The 18,562-nt window shown below is 57.2% G+C and carries 18 protein-coding genes and 1 pseudogene; 13 read left to right on the forward strand and 6 right to left on the reverse strand.

Features of this window, described 5'->3' with window-relative positions:
- Positions 1-180: 180 nt before the first annotated feature.
- From HK44_RS03105 to HK44_RS03115, 3 genes are read right to left on the reverse strand one after another with little or no spacing between them, the layout of a single operon-like run.
- Complete coding sequence (locus HK44_RS03105; RefSeq protein WP_019689304.1) at positions 181-999, reverse strand: HpcH/HpaI aldolase/citrate lyase family protein; 819 nt, start codon at positions 997-999, stop codon at positions 181-183.
- 9 nt (positions 1,000-1,008) lie between these two features.
- A complete protein-coding gene (locus tag HK44_RS03110; protein WP_019689305.1) occupies positions 1,009-2,172 on the reverse strand; it encodes an acyl-CoA dehydrogenase family protein in 1,164 nt (387 codons plus the stop codon).
- Between the two features lie 27 nt (positions 2,173-2,199).
- Positions 2,200-3,027, reverse strand: a complete 828-nt coding sequence (locus HK44_RS03115) for an FAS1-like dehydratase domain-containing protein (RefSeq protein WP_019689306.1) — start codon at positions 3,025-3,027, stop codon at positions 2,200-2,202.
- Between the two features lie 239 nt (positions 3,028-3,266).
- On the opposite strand from HK44_RS03115, the gene HK44_RS03120 reads away from it, so the two are divergent.
- The 5 genes and pseudogenes from HK44_RS03120 to HK44_RS03140 all read left to right on the forward strand — a co-directional run.
- A complete protein-coding gene (locus HK44_RS03120; protein WP_277884162.1) occupies positions 3,267-3,806 on the forward strand; it encodes a TetR/AcrR family transcriptional regulator in 540 nt (179 codons plus the stop codon).
- 112 nt (positions 3,807-3,918) lie between these two features.
- Positions 3,919-5,202, forward strand: coding sequence for an MFS transporter (locus tag HK44_RS03125; protein ID WP_019689308.1), 1,284 nt, complete (start codon positions 3,919-3,921; stop codon positions 5,200-5,202).
- Positions 5,203-5,214: 12 nt separating this feature from the next.
- Entirely contained in the window at positions 5,215-5,544 is a 330-nt protein-coding gene (locus HK44_RS03130; RefSeq protein WP_019689309.1) for a 4-methylmuconolactone methylisomerase, read from the forward strand.
- 196 nt (positions 5,545-5,740) lie between these two features.
- A complete protein-coding gene (locus tag HK44_RS03135; protein ID WP_019689310.1) occupies positions 5,741-7,084 on the forward strand; it encodes an MFS transporter in 1,344 nt (447 codons plus the stop codon).
- A gap of 267 nt (positions 7,085-7,351) precedes the next feature.
- Positions 7,352-7,581 (forward strand): annotated as a pseudogene (locus HK44_RS03140) (PaaX family transcriptional regulator C-terminal domain-containing protein); the annotation flags it as partial.
- A gap of 530 nt (positions 7,582-8,111) precedes the next feature.
- On the opposite strand, the gene HK44_RS03145 reads toward HK44_RS03140, so the two are convergent.
- Positions 8,112-8,975: a helix-turn-helix transcriptional regulator gene (locus tag HK44_RS03145; RefSeq protein ID WP_019689311.1), complete on the reverse strand. Its 864-nt coding sequence runs from the start codon at positions 8,973-8,975 to the stop codon at positions 8,112-8,114.
- Positions 8,976-9,396: 421 nt separating this feature from the next.
- Between HK44_RS03145 and HK44_RS03150 the strand changes: the two genes are divergently transcribed.
- From HK44_RS03150 to HK44_RS03185, 8 genes are all read left to right on the forward strand, one after another.
- Positions 9,397-9,591 carry a Flp family type IVb pilin gene (locus HK44_RS03150; protein WP_019689312.1) on the forward strand — a complete coding sequence of 65 codons (195 nt, stop codon included), beginning with the start codon at positions 9,397-9,399 and terminating at the stop codon, positions 9,589-9,591.
- A gap of 28 nt (positions 9,592-9,619) precedes the next feature.
- Positions 9,620-10,138 carry an A24 family peptidase gene (locus HK44_RS03155; protein ID WP_019689313.1) on the forward strand — a complete coding sequence of 173 codons (519 nt, stop codon included), beginning with the start codon at positions 9,620-9,622 and terminating at the stop codon, positions 10,136-10,138.
- 14 nt (positions 10,139-10,152) lie between these two features.
- Positions 10,153-11,472 carry a hypothetical protein gene (locus tag HK44_RS03160; protein ID WP_019689314.1) on the forward strand — a complete coding sequence of 440 codons (1,320 nt, stop codon included), beginning with the start codon at positions 10,153-10,155 and terminating at the stop codon, positions 11,470-11,472.
- A gap of 15 nt (positions 11,473-11,487) precedes the next feature.
- Positions 11,488-12,300: a Flp pilus assembly protein CpaB gene (gene cpaB, locus HK44_RS03165; RefSeq protein ID WP_019689315.1), complete on the forward strand. Its 813-nt coding sequence runs from the start codon at positions 11,488-11,490 to the stop codon at positions 12,298-12,300.
- A gap of 156 nt (positions 12,301-12,456) precedes the next feature.
- Positions 12,457-13,674 carry an AAA family ATPase gene (locus HK44_RS03170; protein ID WP_019689316.1) on the forward strand — a complete coding sequence of 406 codons (1,218 nt, stop codon included), beginning with the start codon at positions 12,457-12,459 and terminating at the stop codon, positions 13,672-13,674.
- Positions 13,675-13,677: 3 nt separating this feature from the next.
- The gene (locus HK44_RS03175; protein ID WP_019689317.1) at positions 13,678-15,117 is read left to right on the forward strand and encodes a CpaF family protein; all 1,440 of its coding nucleotides are present in this window, start codon (positions 13,678-13,680) and stop codon (positions 15,115-15,117) included.
- Positions 15,114-16,100 carry a type II secretion system F family protein gene (locus HK44_RS03180; RefSeq protein ID WP_019689318.1) on the forward strand — a complete coding sequence of 329 codons (987 nt, stop codon included), beginning with the start codon at positions 15,114-15,116 and terminating at the stop codon, positions 16,098-16,100. Before HK44_RS03175 ends, HK44_RS03180 begins: the two co-directional genes overlap by 4 nt.
- A 29-nt stretch (positions 16,101-16,129) precedes the next feature.
- A complete protein-coding gene (locus tag HK44_RS03185; RefSeq protein ID WP_019689319.1) occupies positions 16,130-17,098 on the forward strand; it encodes a type II secretion system F family protein in 969 nt (322 codons plus the stop codon).
- Between the two features lie 361 nt (positions 17,099-17,459).
- On the opposite strand, the gene HK44_RS03190 is transcribed toward HK44_RS03185, so the two are convergent.
- Together HK44_RS03190 and HK44_RS03195 are read right to left on the reverse strand one after the other, a co-directional pair.
- On the reverse strand, positions 17,460-17,723 hold the full coding sequence (locus tag HK44_RS03190; RefSeq protein WP_019689321.1) for a DUF3613 domain-containing protein: 264 nt from the start codon (positions 17,721-17,723) through the stop codon (positions 17,460-17,462).
- Positions 17,724-17,725: 2 nt separating this feature from the next.
- The gene (locus HK44_RS03195) at positions 17,726-18,463 is read right to left on the reverse strand and encodes a tetratricopeptide repeat protein (RefSeq protein WP_019689322.1); all 738 of its coding nucleotides are present in this window, start codon (positions 18,461-18,463) and stop codon (positions 17,726-17,728) included.
- Between the last annotated feature and the right edge of the window lie 99 nt (positions 18,464-18,562).

Raw genomic sequence — 18,562 nt, forward strand, 5'->3', positions numbered from 1 at the left:
ACGACCCGCAGAAGGCGTAACAGGAACGTGCCAGTAGGAGCACTTTGCATGCCCCGGTATTGGCGGTTCAAGAGGTGTCAGGCATGGGGGGCTATCCAGGCGCCCCCATACGTTTACGGTAGCGCCACGTAAAACGGACCCGCGGGAATCCCGTTGGTCCGTCAAGGGTATCGCTTGGCGTCAGGCGTTATTGGCGGATGCCAGGATATTACGTGCACGTTGAATCACTGGGGCGTCGATCATTTGCCCGTCGAGTTGAAAGGCTCCTGCTTGATCTGCGCCTGCCAGCACGCGACTGGCCCAATCCACCTGAGTGAGGGTCGGCGCCAATGCCAGATGCACGACCTCGACCTGGCGCGGATGAATACACAGCATGCCTGCAAACCCTTTGCTTTGTGCGCTCAAGGCAAAGTGCTCAAGACCGATGAGGTCGTCGATGCGCGCATAGACGGTCTCCAGAGGCGGGGCCAAATCAGCGAGACGACTGTGCTGCAGCAGAGCGAATCGAACCTGATCGAGCATGCATTCAGCGCCAGCGGTCCCGGCAATCAGCCCCAGGTCCAGACTCATGTCCAGGCCGCCATAGGTCAGCCGGTCAACTCCAGAAACCTGCGAAATCGCTGCAAGGGCCTGCAAGCCCAAGGCGCTTTCAATAATAGGCCAGGCAGGCTGGCCAGTGGCAACAACGCGGGCAACCTGTTCTGCGCTTTCAGCCTTCGGCAGCATGACGCCGCATACACCGGGTTGGCCTGAGCAGAATGCCAGATCGGCCTCGTGCTGAGTATGGCTCGCCATATTGACTCGTACCCAGACGCGGGCGGTCGGCTCTGCAAGCAAAAACCGACCGAGATTTTCACGCGCCAAGGCTTTGTCTGCTTCCTGGACTGCATCTTCGAAATCGACGATGACCGCGTCTGCGCCACTGAGCAGTGCTTTGGCGAACCGTTCGGGCCGATTGCCGGGTACAAACAGTGCTGAGCGCATCAGTTTTTCATTCATGACCCCTCCTTAGAAGCTACGTGGCAGTTCGAGCAGGTGCTCGGCGACGTAGGACAGGATCAGGTTGGTGGAGATGGGGGCTACCTGGTACAGACGGGTTTCGCGGAACTTGCGCTCGACGTCGTATTCGCAGGCAAAACCAAAACCACCGTGAGTCTGCAAGCAGGCGTTGGCCGCTTCCCAAGAGGCTTTTGCCGCCAGGTACTTAGCCATGTTGGCGCTGGCCCCGGCATTGATGCCACTGTCGTATTCCTCGCAGGCACGCCAGCGCATCAGGTCGGCGGCTTCGATTTCGATATGGGCTTCGGTAATCGGGAACTGCACGCCCTGATTTTGTCCGATCGGGCGGCCAAACACCACGCGGTCGCGGGCATAGGCGCTGGCTTTTTCGATAAACCAGCGACCGTCACCGATGCATTCGGCGGCAATCAGCGTACGCTCGGCGTTCAACCCATCGAGGATGTAGCGAAAGCCCTTGCCCTCTTCGCCGATCAGGCTGTCCAGGGGCAGCTCCAGGTTGTCGAAGAACAGCTCGTTGGTCTCATGATTGACCATGTTGGCGATCGGTTGCACGGTCAGGCCGTTGCCGATGGCTTCGCGCAGGTCGACCAGGAAGATCGACATACCTTCGGACTTCTTCTTCACCTCGTCCAACGGCGTGGTACGCGCCAGCAGGATCATCAGGTCGGAATGCTGTACCCGCGAGATCCACACCTTCTGGCCGTTGATCACGTACTTGTCGCCGCGCTTGATGGCGGTGGTCTTGATTTTGGTAGTGTCGGTGCCAGTGGTGGGCTCGGTCACCGCCATCGATTGCAGGCGCAATTCCCCGCTGGCCAGTTTCGGCAGGTAATAGCTTTTCTGCGCCTCACTGCCGTGACGCTGCAGAGTGAACATGTTGTACATCTGCCCGTGCACCGTGCCGGAGTTACCGCCGCAGCGGTTCACTTCCTCAAGGATCACCGAGGCTTCGGCCAGGCCCAGGCCCGAGCCGCCGTACTCGGCGGGGATCATCGCCGATAGCCAGCCGGCGTCGGTCAGGGCCTTGACGAAGGCTTCCGGGAAGCCTTTTTCTTCATCAATTTTGCGCCAGTAGGCAGCGTCGAATTCGGCGCACAGGGCGCGTACCCCTTCGCGGATGGCATTGAGATCTTCGTTGTTATTGGGGTTCATCTTAAGTCCTTGGAAGTGAGGAAAAACTCAGTCAAATTCGACCTTTGCAAGTTGGCTGATACCGGTCTCACCGCCTGCCCACAGCTCGGCGAAACCGTGTTGGGTATGGTGTCCACCCACTTTGAAAGTCGAGGGCGCTATCAGCGGCCGGATGCCGCGAAAGGAAAACTGCCGAACGCGTGCTAATGGGTTTGCCCGCACGAAAGCGGCCAAGTTCAGGGTAGCGGTCAGCGGACCATGGACCACCAGACCGGGATAACCCTCGGTCTGGGTGACATAAGGCCAATCGAAATGGATACGGTGGGCATTGAAGGTGACGGCTGAGTACCGGAACAGCAGCAGCGGGTCGGGGCTGATATTTTCGCTCCACTGCGATTCGGGAAGTGGCTCTCCGGCGCTGAGCTTGGGTGGGTTCGGTTCACGATAAACAATGTCCTGCTCTTCGCTCACGCACAGCTGCTGGTCTTGCCAATAGTCATGGGCGAGCGTGACGAACAAGAGCGATCCGGTGCGGCCCTTTTTTTCCTCGATATGTTTGATCGTGGTGTGACGGCGGGCGCTGGCACCGACACGCAGTGGATGGATGAATTCAACCCGGCTGCCGGCCCACATGCGGTTACGTCCATGCGCAGGCGGCATGAACTCACCCAGCGTAGGGTGCCCGTCAGGACCGAGCTCGCGTTGTTCTGCACAGTCATCAAAAAAGCACCAGTGCCACAGCCAAGGTAACTCTTGGCCCTCAGCGGGCGCAGGGGCATTGAACATCGCTGCGATACGCCGCACCAAAGGGAGGTTGAACTGGTCATTGCGCACCTGTGTTCGGCCCACCCAGTTCCCCGGTTCGAAATCTTGCATGCTGTGTTTCCCCTATCGGCTGCGCTTGCAAACAGGATGAAGGGTGGTGCGCAGGCGGGGAATTTGCTTTTGCGTAAGTCGGTGTGAAGCTTTGCCTAAGGCAAGGCCGGCAGGGTGTAACGCCGCCTTCCAATTTTTGAAATGGCGGCCAATGGCGCTGCCGATCATGCTGTTACCAGGCTTCGTGGGAGCAGGCGGCTATAAACAAATTTCTGGCTACACGTCGACAAGCGCTTTCGCTGTTTGCCAGCAAGGGCTACACCAATGTCGGGATGCGCGAACTGGCCTCGGCCCTGGGGATCAACTGCGGTTCGATCTACAACCACATCGAGAGCAAGGAAGCGTTGCTCTACGAGTTGTTTGAAGAGCTATTGGGGTTACTGCAAAGCAATGCCATGCAGATACAGCGCCGCGTCGAGGCGCCCAAACGGCTTCGTAAAATCATTGAAATGCACTTGAGTCTGCAGGACCGCATGCCGTGCCATTTTCAGCTGCTGGAACGTGAGTGGCGTCATTTAAGTGAGCCTTGGCTTAGTCATGCCGATGCCCATCGTGCCCGGTATGAACAAATCATCGCCGCAGCCGTTAGCCCTTCAGCGTGCAGCCAAGCCTGCACGAAAAGCATCGTCACTCTCCTCAATCAAGTCCCCGCTTGGCTGCCAGCGTTAAGGCTCACGATGAGAGCCCGCCTGGACCTGATCCACTCCATGGTCGAACTGATGATTGCCCAGGCGCGTAGCGATGCGACAGCTCAGCGCGCGGGTCAAACAGCCACCTAGGGCTTCTTAGCGAAAGCAAAAGATGGGCTTTCAATAACGTAAATGGGCACATCAACAAGGCTGGTTCATGCTCGAGCCGTAGAAGCACCCCCATAACAATAAGGATCGGCCAATGTTCTCCTGGTATAAAAGCGGTACTCCGCGTGAGAAAAAAACCTTCTGGGCCTGCTACGCCGGCTGGGCCCTGGATTCCTACGACATGCAGATGTTCAGCTTCCTGCTGCCCACGCTGATCGGAATATGGGGGCTGACCAAAGGCGAGGCGGGCATTGTTGGGACATCGGCTTTGCTGTCGGCGGCCCTGGGCGGATGGATTGCAGGCATTCTGAGCGACCGCTTCGGGCGGGTACGCATCCTGATCTTTACTGTTTGCTGGTTTACCTTCTTTGGCGTAGTCGCAGGGTTTGCTCAAAACTTTGAGCAATTGCTGGTCGCCCGTACTTTCCAGGGCTTGGGGTTCGGCGGCGAATGGGCTATTGGTGTAGCGCTGATGGCCGAGGTCATCAACCCGAAAAATCGTGGCAGGGCATTGGGCTTCGTGCAGTCCGGTTTTGCCTTGGGATGGGCCGGTGCCGTGCTGGTCGTCACCGGGATTCTGGCGTATTTTCCCGCTGAGTACGCATGGCGCTTGGCTTTCTGGGTTGGTGTGATTCCAGCGCTGATCGTGATTTTTATTCGGCGTAACGTCAAAGATTCGGATGCGTTCAAAAAATCGCAAAAGCTAGACACGGATAAAGCATCGATTGGAACCGTGTTTTCCACCAAGTACATCAAGGTCAGCATGCTGGCGAGCATGCTAGTCATCGGATTGCAGGCGGGCTGCTACGTGATCCTGGTTTGGACGCCTGCGATGATGGCCGAGCGTGGGGTTGTGCACGGATCGCTTATCCTAACGATTCTGATCATGGCGCTAGGCAGTCTCTGCGGGTTCGCCACCACTGCCTACATGGCTGACCGCCTAGGCCGCCGCCCGACGCTGATGACCCTGTCGTTGGCTTCCTGGGTTGTCACCGTCGCCTATATGTTCGTACCGCTCAACCCTCTGGTAGCGCACGTCATGGGCTTTTTAGTCGGTGCGTTGGCGATCGGTATGTTTGCAGCGTTGGGTCCCTTCCTGAGCGAATTGTTCCCGACTCAGGTTCGCACCACTTGCATGGGGTTTTCGTACAACGTAGGTAAATCGGTGGGTGCAATGGCTGTCACGGGGGTTGGGCTACTCGCGGCTAAATTCGGTCTGTCCCAGTCGGTTGGTGCGTTTTGCCTTGTCGCTTACGCTATCGCGGTCCTGGCCTTGCTGCTACTACCTGAAACCAAGGGCATTCGTCTTGATGAAGTTGAAACAGCAGAGAGCGAAGCCAATCCATTACCGCAACCGTTGCCTTTGCAGCGCACTTGAAGGAGTTTTTAAATGATTAGAATCGTCTACCTGCTGGTTAAACCACACACCATGAGCGATGTAGTCTTTAAGCAAGAGTGCTTGCGCCACTTCGAGATGAGCGATGGCATCCCAGGGTTGCACAAATATGAGGTCCGGCTTGTAGCGGACAATCCAAGCGATACTCATGTGCCCTACTTGGAAGTAGGGCCAGTGCACGCAATTGGTGAGTGCTGGTTTATAGATTCGGCTGATTATGCGGTTTATATGGAGTCCGATAAACGAAAGGCGTGGTTTGAGCATGGAAAAACCTTTATAGGTGGGCTTAAGCCATTTGTAACCAGTGATATAGTACGAGCGTGACTCGGAGTCTATTGCCTTTTTGGTCCAGGCTATTTAAACGGCTTGGATATTTCAAGCAGTGGCCATCGCGAAATGGTTGGTTTCTCATTTATCTTTGTTTAGATATGTCTTGGCTCTTCAGCTGACATTCCTGACGAAAATCTCAAACAGATCTGTGTGCCGAAAACAATACTCACTAATAATCCTGGCGGCAATCATGAAACTTTCCAGTCATGCGGAAGTATTTGACGACGTAATACATGCCGAGCACGAAGCAGCAAGGGTCTATCGAAAGATCGCTATGCGAATAGTGCCCTTGCTATTGATTTGCTACATTGTTAGCTATTTTGATCGCGTTAATCTGAGTTTTGCAAAACTTCACTTTTTACCCGATCTTGGCTTAAACGAAGCTGTTTACGGTATTGCCGCCGCTTTGTTTTACGTCACGTATGTGCTGTTCGAAGTCCCCAGTAACTTGTACATGCAACGGGTTGGGGCAAGAGCGACGCTCGTTAGGATAATGCTGATTTGGGGAACGGTAACGATGGCCATGAGCCTCATTACCACGCCAAATCAGCTGTATATAGCACGGCTTGTTCTTGGCGCTGCTGAGGCAGGGTTTTTCCCCGGCGTCATCCTTTATTTATCATTTTGGTTTCCGTCAGCCTACCGTGCCCGCATAACGTCCCTGTTTATCATGGGTATCCCGATTTCCGGAATGATCGGTGGGCCGCTTGCCGGCTGGATCATGCATGATCTGGCTGGGAACCATGGAATGAAGGGCTGGCAATTACTATTCCTCTATGAAGGCTTGCCGCCCATTCTTTTAGGCTTCTTCGCATTCTTTTATTTAAATGACAGGGTCAGCGATGCTAAATGGCTGAGTAATAGAGAAAAAGCGATTGTGCTGGGCAATTTACGCGCCGAACAACGGATGAAGGAAACATTCACGCAGTCCCAAAAAATCCCTATGCTCAAAGATTTTAGAGTGTACGCCGCCATTCTTGCTTACTTTGCCATTTGCTGTGGCACAGGTGCGATGAGCTTTTGGATGCCCACGTTAATAAAAGGCCTGGATATTTCAGATATCCGCATAATCGGCTGGTTATCAGCAATACCGTATCTGACGGCGACTGTGGGGCTTTGGATTATCGGAAGGCATTCAGATCGGACAGGGGAACGCCGCTGGCATGTAGCCTGTTGCCTGATCGCATCGGCTATTGGCTTTGCATTGTTAGGAAGTGCAAACGGTAATGCACCACTGACGATTTCGTTGTTGGCATTGGCCGCCACTGGATTATATGGAGCCGTTTCTGTTTTCTGGTCTATTCCTACTGCTTACTTCTCTAAAACATCTGCTGCTGGCGGTATCGCACTGGTGAGTAGCATGGGATGTATCGGCGGATTTGCGAGCACGGTATTTATTGGCTGGATCAAAGGTTTGACAGGAAGCGTGGGGATGGCGATGGGGGCGGTCGGGGTCATTATGGTGATTGGCGCGCTGGTTCTGCTGATCGCTTATCCAGCGTCATTGCTGCGAGAAAAATCTCAAGCACGTTAGCTGCGTGGTGGTCTGGACTTGCGCGTAGCTTCATCACTGGACATGCGCATCGAGTGCATTGTCTCAGGGCGCTGGAATGGGCTTTAAGTAACGAATCAGGACATGCCAAGGCCTAGAATCTAGAAAAATGCAGACAGGAGAGGATTCGTTCTGTCTTGCAGGAGCTTGGAATACGGTGGGTGTTGATTAATTTGGGTTCACATTTCGTGGACACAATTACCCTTATCGCTCTTAGCGTGCTGTTCAGGTCGGTGACTTGGCCAGCCGCTTACGTTGCGTGACCCGCAATTGCCGGACGAGTTGTTGCCAGGCGACTGGGAAGGACGCGCTGTCCGGCAGTTATGCCGCAATATTTATCGGTTGATCTACGCCAAGGCTGAAGAATGGTTGAGTGTAGTGCACTGGAGAGCGCCGATGGGCCGTTGCCAGGCGTTGGCGAAAATCTCTATCGACGCTTTGGTAGGGGCAAATCCAGGCTACTGGCACCCGTGAACTAAATCTTGAGTTATGCGCATCAGATAAGAAATCCACTTTTCAATTATCAGATTTTCGCTCATTGAGTTCGGAGAGCTGCAGCGGCGTGCCTGACCACTCCCGTGTATGCGGCCACGCAGAAGCCCGACGTGCTGTTTATCGTTGCCAACGACTTGGGCTTTCCGATCCGGGTGTGTTCGGTGGGGACATCGACATACCCAACCTCAAGGAGCTGATCAAGCACAGTACCCAACTTGAATCTCTGTATGTGACGCCAACCTGTTCACCTATCTCAGTCGGAATTCAAGAGATGAGGGCGCATTGACTGGCTATCGGTGGCACTCGGTAGCGCAGTATGGAATAATTTTTCCTGTAGCTGTTGACAGACCTACCGAACAAGTCCAGGATTGCGTCCATTCCTGAGATAGGAAAGCGAAAAACCCTTTGTTAATCAAACGGTTAGAGACTAGGTTCGAGTCTCGTTTCCCGCTCCATATTTAACAAAAACGCCGCTCACTGAGCGGCGTTTTTGTGTGCGCGCTATAAAAGTCCCTCAGCCTCCCAGGCTATGGATCAGGTTATCCAGCACTTCGGCGGTTGTTTCATCCAGCTCCGCAACTACCGACGCTCTGAGCTGGTGCGCCAAGCGGTATTCGCTGGGTGTGCAGTTAGCGAAATGCTTGAAGGCACGAGCGAAGTAGGAAGGGTCCTTGAAACCGGCTTCATAGCCAATGCTGGTGATAGGCATCTGGCTGTTGCCGAGCAATTCCTTCGCGAAGTTCATGCGCTTGTTCAAGATGTAATCCATGAAGCCCAGCCCGTAGGCTTCCTTGAACAGGCGGCTGAAGCGAAAGGTCGTCATGCCGCAGCGTTTGGCCACATCCCTCTGATCGATGTTGTCCCGAAAGTGCTGATCGATGTACAGCAGCACATTGCTCAACGCCTGGTGTTTTTGGTGTTCCGGCGTCATCCGGATACTGCCCGGAAGGGTCGGGGAGTGGTCGATCTGCATCGTTTTGCGTTGGTCGCGAACATTGCGGCGCAGCTCATAGAGCTGAATGACAGCCGTCAGGTAGCGATTTTTTTCGGCGGCTGAAAGGGGCAGCACCATGTATTCCCAGACACAGGAGCGCATCGCCCATACGGCCAGCTCTTCGGAGTGCTGCACGGTGAACATGGTGATCGGAATGGCCGGTGCGGTGCGTTTGATCTCCAGCAGCATCCTCAGGCCAGGTGTGTCGGGGCGGTCAAAATGGATGCAGATCATGTCGGCCTGCATCCCGCTGGAAAATGCGGAGCCTTTCGCCAGCTTGCAGTCGCAGGCGTGTTCGAACTGCGCCATGAGTTCCGGGGTGGACCGATCGTGGGTCCGATCGAACCAGAGTAGTGATGGCTTCCTGATCACGTTTGACGTCATGTGTTTGGCTCTGGCTTCTGAGGTTCTTCGTGCCTCTATCCGCTGAGTAGTATTGTCAATGTGCTATCACTTTGCAGACTAAATCCTGATAAGAAAAACCGTATTTAGTTCTATGCGTTCTATGTTCCGCCTGTAAGTCAGTGCCGGGCGGTTATTTATTGGCGCGTTGCCGGTGTACTTGGGATCAACCGTTCGTCGCTTGCGAATCAAAGAAAATGGCATTTGCTAGCCATTTCTTGTTTTGCCCCTTCCATAACCTTTTCAAAACCCGATCACCCGGTATTTGGCAGCGCCCGCAAAAAAGTCCTAGCGATGTGCAAAATCTTCCTAACCCCTTCGGTTGTGTCCTGACTAATGTTGCATCACGCAGTACATAAGGTGCTGCTTCCCGGAAGAACAACACTCGAGTGAGGTGGGCAAAATGATTATGCAAACAATCAAGGCTTCGGTACTGAAGTTCGTCAAAGACGAAGATGGTTTGACCGTTGTGGAATATGCGGTAGCAGGAGGCTTGATTACGGCGGTTGTTGCTGCCGCGTTTACCAGTCTCGGAACGAATGTACACACCAAAATCACAGCGCTGTGCAATGCCGTGGGTGGTGCTGCTTGCGCGTAACAATAATTTCCGCAAGGGAGATGCTGTGATGTCCAAGGAACAGCTGATGGCTACTGTTCTGCTGCTAGGACTGCTGGGCGTGGCGGTGGTGAGCGACCTGCGTCGCCACCGCATTCCTAATCTGCTGATCCTGGTAGGTCTGGCCCTGGGGCTGGCCGGTCAGGCTTATTCAGGTGGAGTAAGCGGGTTGGGGGATGGCCTGCTGGGCATCCTGGTCGGTTTTGGAGTGTTTCTGCCACTGTACGCCCTGGGCGGGATGGCAGCCGGCGACGTCAAGTTGATGGCCATGGTGGGCGCTTTCCTCACTCCGTTCCCGGCACTCTGGACTACGTTTTTCTGCCTGATAGCCGGTGGCTTGTGCGGGTGCCTGATTGTACTCGTGCGTGGCCAGGTGCAGCAGACCTTGGGGCGCTATTGGCTGATGTTGAGGGCCCGGGCCTATTTTGCACCGGCGGCGGATGAAGTGGCAGGTCAGCCGTTCCCCTATTCGGTCGCGATCCTGCTCGGCACTTTGACCAGCGTTATCTGGTTGCCTTTGGGCCAGTAGCTTGGGAGAACCTTATGTACGCCATCAGCGAAAAAAATGCCGGGACCTTCGAACGGGGAGCGGTGCAGCGACTGGCGCCTCAGCCTCGCACTGTCCGTGAGACCGGCCTGGCGGACAATTTTCTCGGTGATCTGGTCTGCAAGCATCTGCACGATGCCGGCGTGCTGGATCTGTCGCGACTGGTCGAGCGCCTGGCACTGACGGGCGCGGTTCTGGAGGAAATACTGGCTTTTCTGCGCAAGGACGGCCGGGTCGAGATACTCGGCCAGACGAATGGCCAGACGCTGCGTTATGGCCTGACGGAGCGTGGCCGCAGCGCGGCACGTGACGCCTTGGCGCGTAGTGGTTATATCGGCGCGGCTCCTTTCCCGGTGAGCGCCTACCGAGCGCTGATCCAGGTACAGACCATTCACCATGGCGGCATCACCGCGAGCGCAATGCATCGCGCCTTCGAGTCCGTGGTACTGGCCGAGCGCATGCTCGATCAACTGGGCATAGCGCTGAACTCCGGGCGCGCGATCATGGTTTACGGGCCTGCGGGTACCGGCAAGACTTATATCAGCAGCCGACTGATTTGCCTGTTTGCCGAATGTATCTGGGTGCCCTATGCCATCGCGATCAACGATTCGGTGATCGAGATCTTCGATCCCCACGTCCACCAGCGGCTGGATGTTGACGAACAGCAAAGCAAGCTGCTGCTCAGCGAAGGAATCGATCGCCGGCTGATCTGTTGCAAACGTCCGGTGGTTATCACCGGCGGCGAGTTGAATATGGAACAGTTGGATGTCCACTACGACCCATTCACTCGCCTGTATCAGGCCCCTTTGCAGCTCAAAGCCAGCAACGGCCTGTTCATCATCGATGACATGGGGCGCCAGCGCATAGCGCCGGCCGAGTTGCTCAACCGCTGGATCGTGCCGATGGAGGAGAAGCGTGACTTCCTCAACCTCGGAGGCGGGCGGCACTGCGAGCTGCCGTTCGACGTGATTCTGGTGTTCTCCACCAACCTCAATCCGCTGGAATTGGCCGATGAGGCATTTCTGCGGCGCATTGGCTACAAGCTACCGTTCGGCTATCTGCAACCCGATGACTATGAACGCATCTGGCGCCAGGAAACCGAACGGCTGGGCATTCCCTATGACCCGCTGTTATTGCGTTATGTCTTACATCAGCTCTACGAGTCGGAAAACATGCCGCTGGTGCCTTGCCACCCACGCGATCTGTTGAACATGGCGATCGACCGTCAGCGTTACTTGGGCAGCTCCGGACCGCTGTCGCCAGCGGATCTGAAATGGGCCTGGCACAACTACTTTGTCCAGCTCGATTTTCTTTGAAAAGGAGATACAGACATGAGTTCTCGTACGCTCACCCTGATTGCTCTGTCGCTGGTTCTTGGCCTGGGTGCCGCCTGGATGGCCAACAGCTGGCTGAGCGCACGGCTCAATGCCAATCCAGACGACAACCTGAAGACCGTGGTGGTCGCCACGGTGGAAATCTCTTTCGGGCAGATGGTCGAGGCCCAGCAGGTCGCCGTGGTGCGCATGCCCAAGGACACGGTGCCGGACGATGCCTTCGATGCCACCGACAAAGTGGTGGGCAAGATTGCCAATGTCTCCATCCTGCGCGGCGACATCGTGCGCGGCGCGCGCCTGGCCGAACACTTGGGGGGCAGTACCCTGGCCTCGCTGATCGAGCCCAACATGCGCGCCATCTCGGTGCGCGTGGACGACGTGGTCGGTGTCGGCGGGTTCCTCTTGCCAGGCAATCGGGTCGACGTGCTGGCCACCAAACAGACCGGCAGTAACAGCAACACCCTGGCTGAAACCATTCTGGAAAACCTGCGCGTACTGGCGGTGGATCAGACGGCCAGCACCGACAAGACCCAGCCGGTGGTGGTACGTGCGGTGACGCTGGAGATGACCCCGGAGCAAACGGTCGTCCTAGTCAAGGGGATGAGCGAAGGCAAGTTGCAGCTGGCCTTGCGCAACCCGCTGGATAACCAGAAAAAACCGGTGATCGCTGAGCCTGTTGCCGAGGTCAAACAACTGCCAGCAGCGGTCAAAGTTGTGAAAGTGGTCAAAGTCATGCAGCACCGTAGTGGCAGTTCAGGGATCACCGTTATTCGCGGTACCGAGGTTAACGTGGTGAAAGCTCAACTATAAGGTTGAGGGGGGCAGAAGCCAGGCAGGTAAGTGGCATTAAAAAAGGGTTTGCCAGCAAGTTACTGTCCGCAGACTCAAGAAGTACCGATTGATCCTCTAGTCGCTATTGCCGGGCTCCAGGCCCATCGGCCAACCCGAGACATCGGAGATCAAGCCATGTTGAACATGAGGGAAGCCACCAACGCGACCACGGCCCATCAGCAAGGCATGCGCCTGCTGATCAGTAGCCGTGACGCCGAGGTCTTGAAGCATCTGAAAACCTTGAGCCAGGATTTGCCCAACCTGCAGGTGAGCACGCGTCTGGTGAGCAACGGCCATACCGACCCCTTGTATGGGCTGGAGCAGATGCCCGACTTCCTGTTGCTGCGCGTCAGCCACTTGTGGCGCGAGGAACTGGCGGCCCTGTTGCTGTGTCCCGCGAAGGAGCGCCCGCCACTGCTGGTGTGTGGGCCCCTGGATGAGCGTGAGGGCATGCGTCTGGCGATGCAGGCCGGGGCCCGTGACTTCCTGCCGGAGCCGGTGGCGGCGGAAGAATTACAGGCCGCGCTCGGCCGTATGCTGATGGAGGCCCATGCCGGGGAAGGGACGACAGGCAAGCTGATTGCAGTGATGAATGCCAAAGGCGGTTCGGGCGCCACCATGCTGGCCTGTAACCTGGCGCATCAGCTGAGCATTCGTGGCGGCAGAACCCTGCTGCTGGATCTGGATCTGCAGTTCGGCAGTGTGGCGCACTGCCTGGATGTGCAGACGCCCCACAGCCACGTGGACGTGCTGCAGCAGATCGAGGCGTTGGACAACGTTGCCTTGCGCGGCTTTTGCAGCCATTTCAGTCCGACCCTGCATGTGCTCGGCGGGCGCGCCGGTGAGTTGTGCCTGCCGCAGGATGTACGCCTGGAGCAGCTCGAGAGCCTTCTGCATCTGGCGCGCAGTACCTATGACTGGGTGGTGGTGGATTTGCCACGGCAGATCGACCACCTCACCGGCGTCACGTTGGAGCAGGCTGACCGCGTCTACATCGTGGTGCAGCAGAGCATCAGCCACCTGAAGGACGCCACGCGCCTGACGCGGATCCTGCGCGAGGATCTGGGCTTGCAGGGCAGCCGTCTGCAGGTGGTGGTCAATCGCTACAACAAAAATTCGCCGATCAGCCTCAAGGATATTTCCGAGGCGCTGCGTTGCACGGATCTGCAGAAACTGCCCAATGACTATGCGGTGGTCAGTGAAAGCGAGAATACCGGAGTGCCACTGGAGCTCCATGCGCCACGGGCTTCCATCACCGTCGCCGTGCGCGAACTGAGCCAGAATCTTATCGGGACCGAGGCCAGTGGGCAGGGCTTGCTCAAACGTACCTTCAGCCGTCTGTTCGGGGGGTAAACCATGCTCAGCGACTTTCGTAATCGCCTGCGTCAGCAGTCCGATAAAAATGCTCCGGCAGACCTGTCGGAGGTCCCCGTTAGCAGTGCGGACGGTGCCAGTGTGCCCATGGCCTGGGAAGCCAGTGTGCCGGACGTGCTCTACGAGACCCGGACCAAGCTCAATTCGGTTGAGATCGAATGGCGGGAGAAGATCTACCAACAGTTGCTCAAGGTGATGGATCTGTCCTTGCTCGACACCCTGGAACCGGCCGAGGCCGGCCGACAGATTCGCGAGATCAGCTTGCGCTTGCTGGACGAGCATTCGGCACCGGTGACGGCCAGCAGCCGCCAGGTGATCATCAAGCAGATCACCGACGAGGTGCTGGGGCTCGGGCCATTGGAGCCGCTGCTGGCTGACCACAGTGTGTCCGACATCCTGGTCAACGGGCATGCCTCAGTGTATGTCGAGCGCTTTGGCAAGCTACAGAGAACCGATGTGCGTTTTCGCGATGACCAGCATCTGTTGAATATCATCGACCGCATCGTTTCCAGCCTGGGGCGGCGCATCGACGAATCCTCGCCACTGGTGGACGCGCGCCTGAAAGACGGCTCGCGGGTCAACGCCATTATTCCGCCGCTGGCCATCGACGGCCCCAGCATGTCGATCCGCCGCTTTGCGGTGGATCTGCTCAACACCGAGAGCCTGGTGCAGATGGGCACCCTGACCCCGGTCATTGCGCTGATGCTCAAGGCCATCGTTCGCGGGCGGCTGAATGTGCTGATCTCCGGTGGTACCGGCAGCGGCAAGACCACCATGCTCAATGTGCTGTCCAGCTTCATTCCGCACAATGAGCGGATCGTCACCATCGAGGACTCGGCCGAGTTGCAACTGCAACAGCCCCATGTGGTGCGCCTGGAAACCCGCCCGTCGAATATCGAAGGGCGCGGGGAAGTGAACCAGCGCGAACTGGTGCGCAACAGTTTGCGTATGCGCCCTGACCGCATCGTGATCGGTGAGGTGCGCGGCGCCGAGGCGCTGGATATGTTGACGGCGATGAACACCGGCCACGATGGCTCGTTGACCACCATCCACGCCAACACCCCCCGTGATGCCCTGGGGCGCATCGAGAACATGGTGTCGATGACCGGCTTCACCTTTCCAATGAAAGCTATGCGCCAGCAGATTGCTTCGGCCATCGATGTGGTGGTTCAACTGGAGCGCCAGGAGGATGGCAAGCGGCGGGTGGTCAGCGTGCAGGAGATCAATGGCATGGAGGGTGAAATCATCACCATGACAGAGATCTTCGGTTTCGTCCGGCGTGGCATGGGCGAGCACGGCGAGGTACTGGGCGAGTTCCGTCCCACCGGCATGGTGCCGGCTTTCCGTGATGTACTGGGCAAGCGTGGCATCGAGTTGCCGCTCAGCCTGTTTCGGCCTGAATGGATGGAGGGGCAGTCATGAGTCAGATCCCCGGCGAATTTATCCTGGTGTTCCTGGGCATGGTGTTCACCGCCATGTTCTTGCTCAGTCAAGGGGTCGTAGTACCGGTGTTCGGCGAAGCCGGCAAGGTACGCAAGCGTATCCGCGGCCGCCTTAATGTGCTGGAGCAGGCCAGCAATCTGCCCAATATGCAGACCGTGTTGCGGCAAAAATACCTGCGGCGCCTGTCACCCCTGGAAGCGCGCCTGGAACAGTTGCCGGCGATGGAAGCGCTGGCGCAGATGATCGAGCAGGCCGGGCATGACTATCGTGCCTATCGGGTGCTTTTGCTCGGTGTGTCCCTGGCGGCGATGGGAGGAATCGGGCTCTGGGTATTCACGCAACATTGGTGGATGGCGGCTCCGTTTGCCTTCGTGCTGTTCTGGCTGCCGATACTGAAGATATCCCGCGATCGCAGCAAGCGCTTCGCCCAATTCGAGGAGGGGCTGCCGGACGCTCTGGATGCCATATGCCGTGCTCTGCGGGCAGGGCATCCATTCAATGAGACCTTGCAGCTGGTGGCAGAGGAACATAAGGGGCCGGTGGCGGCCGAGTTCGGCCTGACCTTCGCCGATATCAACTACGGCAACGATGTTCGTCGGGCCATGCTGGGTCTGCTGGAGCGCGTGCCGAGCATGACCGTGATGATGCTGGTGACCTCGGTGCTGATCCACCGCGAGACTGGCGGCAATCTGACCGAGGTGCTGGAGCGGTTAAGCAGCATGATTCGCGGGCGCTTCCGTTTTCAGCGCAAGGTCAAGACACTGTCGGCCGAGGGGCGTATGTCGGGCTGGATACTGGTGTCCATACCCTTTGTGCTGGCTGCGGCGATTCTGATCACCACCCCGACCTATTTGCCTTTGCTCATCCTTGAGCCCGTGGGCCAGAAGCTGGTTGTAGGTGCTTTTGTCGCCATGCTGATCGGAATTTTCTGGATACGTAAAATCATTCGGATTCAGGTTTGAATCCAGGCCACCGTATAGGAGTGCTTGTGATGGACTATCTGCTAAGCCTGCTCGACAGTGTCGTGAATAATGAGCGCCTGGCGCGCCTGCTGTTCGTGGGTGGCATCGGCCTGAGCACGGTGCTGGTTGTCATTACCCTGCTATTGCTGGTGCAGGGGCTGCAGGACCCCTTCAAGCGCCGTCTTGTGATGATCAAACGTAGCCAAGGTGGGACAGCCCAGGGGCAAGAGCCGCCCAGTAATCTGCAGTTGATGCTGGAACAGGTGGGCCAACGCTTTGGTTCAGTCGCGCAAGGGCAGAGCTCTGCAGTCAGAACCCTGCTGATACATGCGGGCTATCGTTCGGCGAAGGCGGTGCAGATGTACTGGGCAGTTCGCTTGCTGATGCCGCTGATTCTGGTGGGCGTTACGCTACTGGCTCTGTCGCTGATTCCCAAGCTGTCTCTGAGCATGGGCCTTTTGTTGCTGGTCCTGGCAGTCGGTGTTGGCTGGCTGGCACCGGCCCTCTATGTCGACAAGCGCAAGCAGGCCCGGATGAGTCGGCTGCTCGTCGCCTTCCCGGATGCCCTTGATCTGATGGTGGTGTGTGTGGAGTCCGGTCTGGCCTTGCCTCAGGCCATCGAGCGGGTGGCTGACGAGATGGCTGTCAGCCAGGCAGAGCTTGCCCTGGAACTGGCGCTGGTCAACTCTGAAATCCGCGCCGGTATTCCCAGTACCGAAGCGCTCAAACACCTGGCCGAACGCACCGGCCTGGAAGATATTCGAGGATTGGTCAGCTTGCTGGCGCAGAGCATCCGCTTCGGCACCAGTGTTGGCGCCACGCTGCGTATCTATGCCGAGGAGTTTCGCGACCGGCGTACCCAGTTTGCCGAAGAGAAAGCAGCCAAAGTCGGCACCAAGCTGGTATTCCCGCTGATCTTCTGCCTGTGGCCAAGTTTCTTCCTGGTCGCCATAGGGCCCGCACTCATCGGTGTGTTTAAAGCATTCAACATGCTGTGACAAGGCAGGGGCGCTAAGTAAGGACATCCTGACATCCTGGGTAGAGGCTTCAGGATGTCAGCGCGAGGAATAAGCCAGGCAAACTCGAGTCAATGGATGATCGCCGTCGAGCTCTTCGACACCAACGCTGAAGCGTTGGACGTTCCTTCCAGTCAGCAGCTGTTGTCGTACTCTGCGCCATCCAAACCCTCTCGTCGTCGACGCTCTGTCGAACCAAGGCATGCCCAGCCAGGTCATGCTGACGACCTGCATAACGACAGGCATGAGTGCACCCGGCTGCTGCTGGCCTAATAACCAGGCAGCTCCGGGGGAAGAGATGAAAAAGCGTCGTCGCCAGCTCTGTTACACGTTATGTTGCGAGCTACTGCTGCGGTTGCTGGCCCGAGGTGTCTTTGTAGTACTCGGGAATCGGATGCCTGTAGTTGTCCAGCCAGCGCTGCAGCGCTAATTCCCGCTCGCCGGCCTTGGCCGATTGCAGGGTGGGCGAAGCCGCCTGCCCACCACTCTGCAACACTAGCCAGATTTCGGTTCCCTGCTGTTGCGGGGAGGCCGGACCGGGTTCTATGGCGTGTGCTGCGAGCGGGAAAAGCAATACTCCCAAGCAGCTGAGTAGGTTCGGTTTCATCACTACCTCTGCGTTGTTGGTTTGTTGATAGTGGGTTGTGCCTGATCTTGTATGGCCGCTACCCGTTCACCGGGCGCCGGCCCCTTGCCCGTACTCTTGAGCTTCTGTGCGCGTGTCCGAGCATCGCTGACTTGCTCAGGGCTCAAGCCGGCACGGTTGACCAGCTCTGCCGCCTGCTTCCAGTTGTCCTGATAAATCAGCAAGGTCACCAGGTTGAGCGCTGCCAGTTGATTGGACTGTTTCAACTCCATGGCCGTGATGAACTCGAAACGTGCCTCTTCGAGTCGCAACTGCTTGAGGTAGACCACGCCCAGGTCGTTGCGGATTTTCTCGTCTGTGGGTGACATCCGTGCCGCCCGCTCCAGATAAGTCAGCGCCTGTTCGTTATTGTTGCGCGCTGCCGCCAATTGCCCCAGGCCGTGTTCGCCTTCAGCGGCCAGGCAAGTACCGAGCAGGCTTTTGTACAGCGGCTCGGCCTCGTTACGGCCCAGCATGCGGTAGACCTTGGCCTTGCGTAGACGCACGGCCTCCAGTTTGTCCGGCAGGCTTTGCAGATTGGCCAGGCTGGCGTGCAGCTTGCCGTCATTGATCATGTCGTCCGCCAGGTTCAACGACAGTTCCTGATCGGAACCCGGCTTGGAGCAGCTTCCCTGGCTTGACAGCGAAGACCAGGAGTCCCCATTGTTGGTGGCGCAGCCGCCGAGCATCAGTAGCCCTAAACCAGCAATCAATGCTTTCATGTTCCACCCCTGGAAAGCGTTCAAGGCCCGCAGGTCGACAAGGTCACGACTCAGCGGTGTGGTTGTGCATTTCCCCGCAAAAGCCTGACAGAAGCTCTG

Origin of the sequence: Pseudomonas fluorescens HK44 (genome assembly GCF_000217955.3) — a bacterium.
In the GTDB taxonomy this organism is placed as follows: Bacteria; Pseudomonadota; Gammaproteobacteria; order Pseudomonadales; family Pseudomonadaceae; genus Aquipseudomonas; species Aquipseudomonas fluorescens_AQ.

What these genes read in the sequence shown, in the direction of transcription:
- HK44_RS03105 (WP_019689304.1), bottom strand. Translation starts at nt 999, where the DNA reads ATGAATGAAAAACTGATGCGCTCAGCACTGTTTGTACCCGGCAATCGG.
- HK44_RS03110 (WP_019689305.1), bottom strand. Translation starts at nt 2,172, where the DNA reads ATGAACCCCAATAACAACGAAGATCTCAATGCCATCCGCGAAGGGGTA.
- HK44_RS03115 (WP_019689306.1), bottom strand. Translation starts at nt 3,027, where the DNA reads ATGCAAGATTTCGAACCGGGGAACTGGGTGGGCCGAACACAGGTGCGC.
- HK44_RS03125 (WP_019689308.1), top strand. Translation starts at nt 3,919, where the DNA reads ATGTTCTCCTGGTATAAAAGCGGTACTCCGCGTGAGAAAAAAACCTTC.
- HK44_RS03130 (WP_019689309.1), top strand. Translation starts at nt 5,215, where the DNA reads ATGATTAGAATCGTCTACCTGCTGGTTAAACCACACACCATGAGCGAT.
- HK44_RS03135 (WP_019689310.1), top strand. Translation starts at nt 5,741, where the DNA reads ATGAAACTTTCCAGTCATGCGGAAGTATTTGACGACGTAATACATGCC.
- HK44_RS03145 (WP_019689311.1), bottom strand. Translation starts at nt 8,975, where the DNA reads ATGACGTCAAACGTGATCAGGAAGCCATCACTACTCTGGTTCGATCGG.
- HK44_RS03150 (WP_019689312.1), top strand. Translation starts at nt 9,397, where the DNA reads ATGATTATGCAAACAATCAAGGCTTCGGTACTGAAGTTCGTCAAAGAC.
- HK44_RS03155 (WP_019689313.1), top strand. Translation starts at nt 9,620, where the DNA reads ATGTCCAAGGAACAGCTGATGGCTACTGTTCTGCTGCTAGGACTGCTG.
- HK44_RS03160 (WP_019689314.1), top strand. Translation starts at nt 10,153, where the DNA reads ATGTACGCCATCAGCGAAAAAAATGCCGGGACCTTCGAACGGGGAGCG.
- cpaB (WP_019689315.1), top strand. Translation starts at nt 11,488, where the DNA reads ATGAGTTCTCGTACGCTCACCCTGATTGCTCTGTCGCTGGTTCTTGGC.
- HK44_RS03170 (WP_019689316.1), top strand. Translation starts at nt 12,457, where the DNA reads ATGTTGAACATGAGGGAAGCCACCAACGCGACCACGGCCCATCAGCAA.
- HK44_RS03175 (WP_019689317.1), top strand. Translation starts at nt 13,678, where the DNA reads ATGCTCAGCGACTTTCGTAATCGCCTGCGTCAGCAGTCCGATAAAAAT.
- HK44_RS03180 (WP_019689318.1), top strand. Translation starts at nt 15,114, where the DNA reads ATGAGTCAGATCCCCGGCGAATTTATCCTGGTGTTCCTGGGCATGGTG.
- HK44_RS03185 (WP_019689319.1), top strand. Translation starts at nt 16,130, where the DNA reads ATGGACTATCTGCTAAGCCTGCTCGACAGTGTCGTGAATAATGAGCGC.
- HK44_RS03190 (WP_019689321.1), bottom strand. Translation starts at nt 17,723, where the DNA reads ATGAAACCGAACCTACTCAGCTGCTTGGGAGTATTGCTTTTCCCGCTC.
- HK44_RS03195 (WP_019689322.1), bottom strand. Translation starts at nt 18,463, where the DNA reads ATGAAAGCATTGATTGCTGGTTTAGGGCTACTGATGCTCGGCGGCTGC.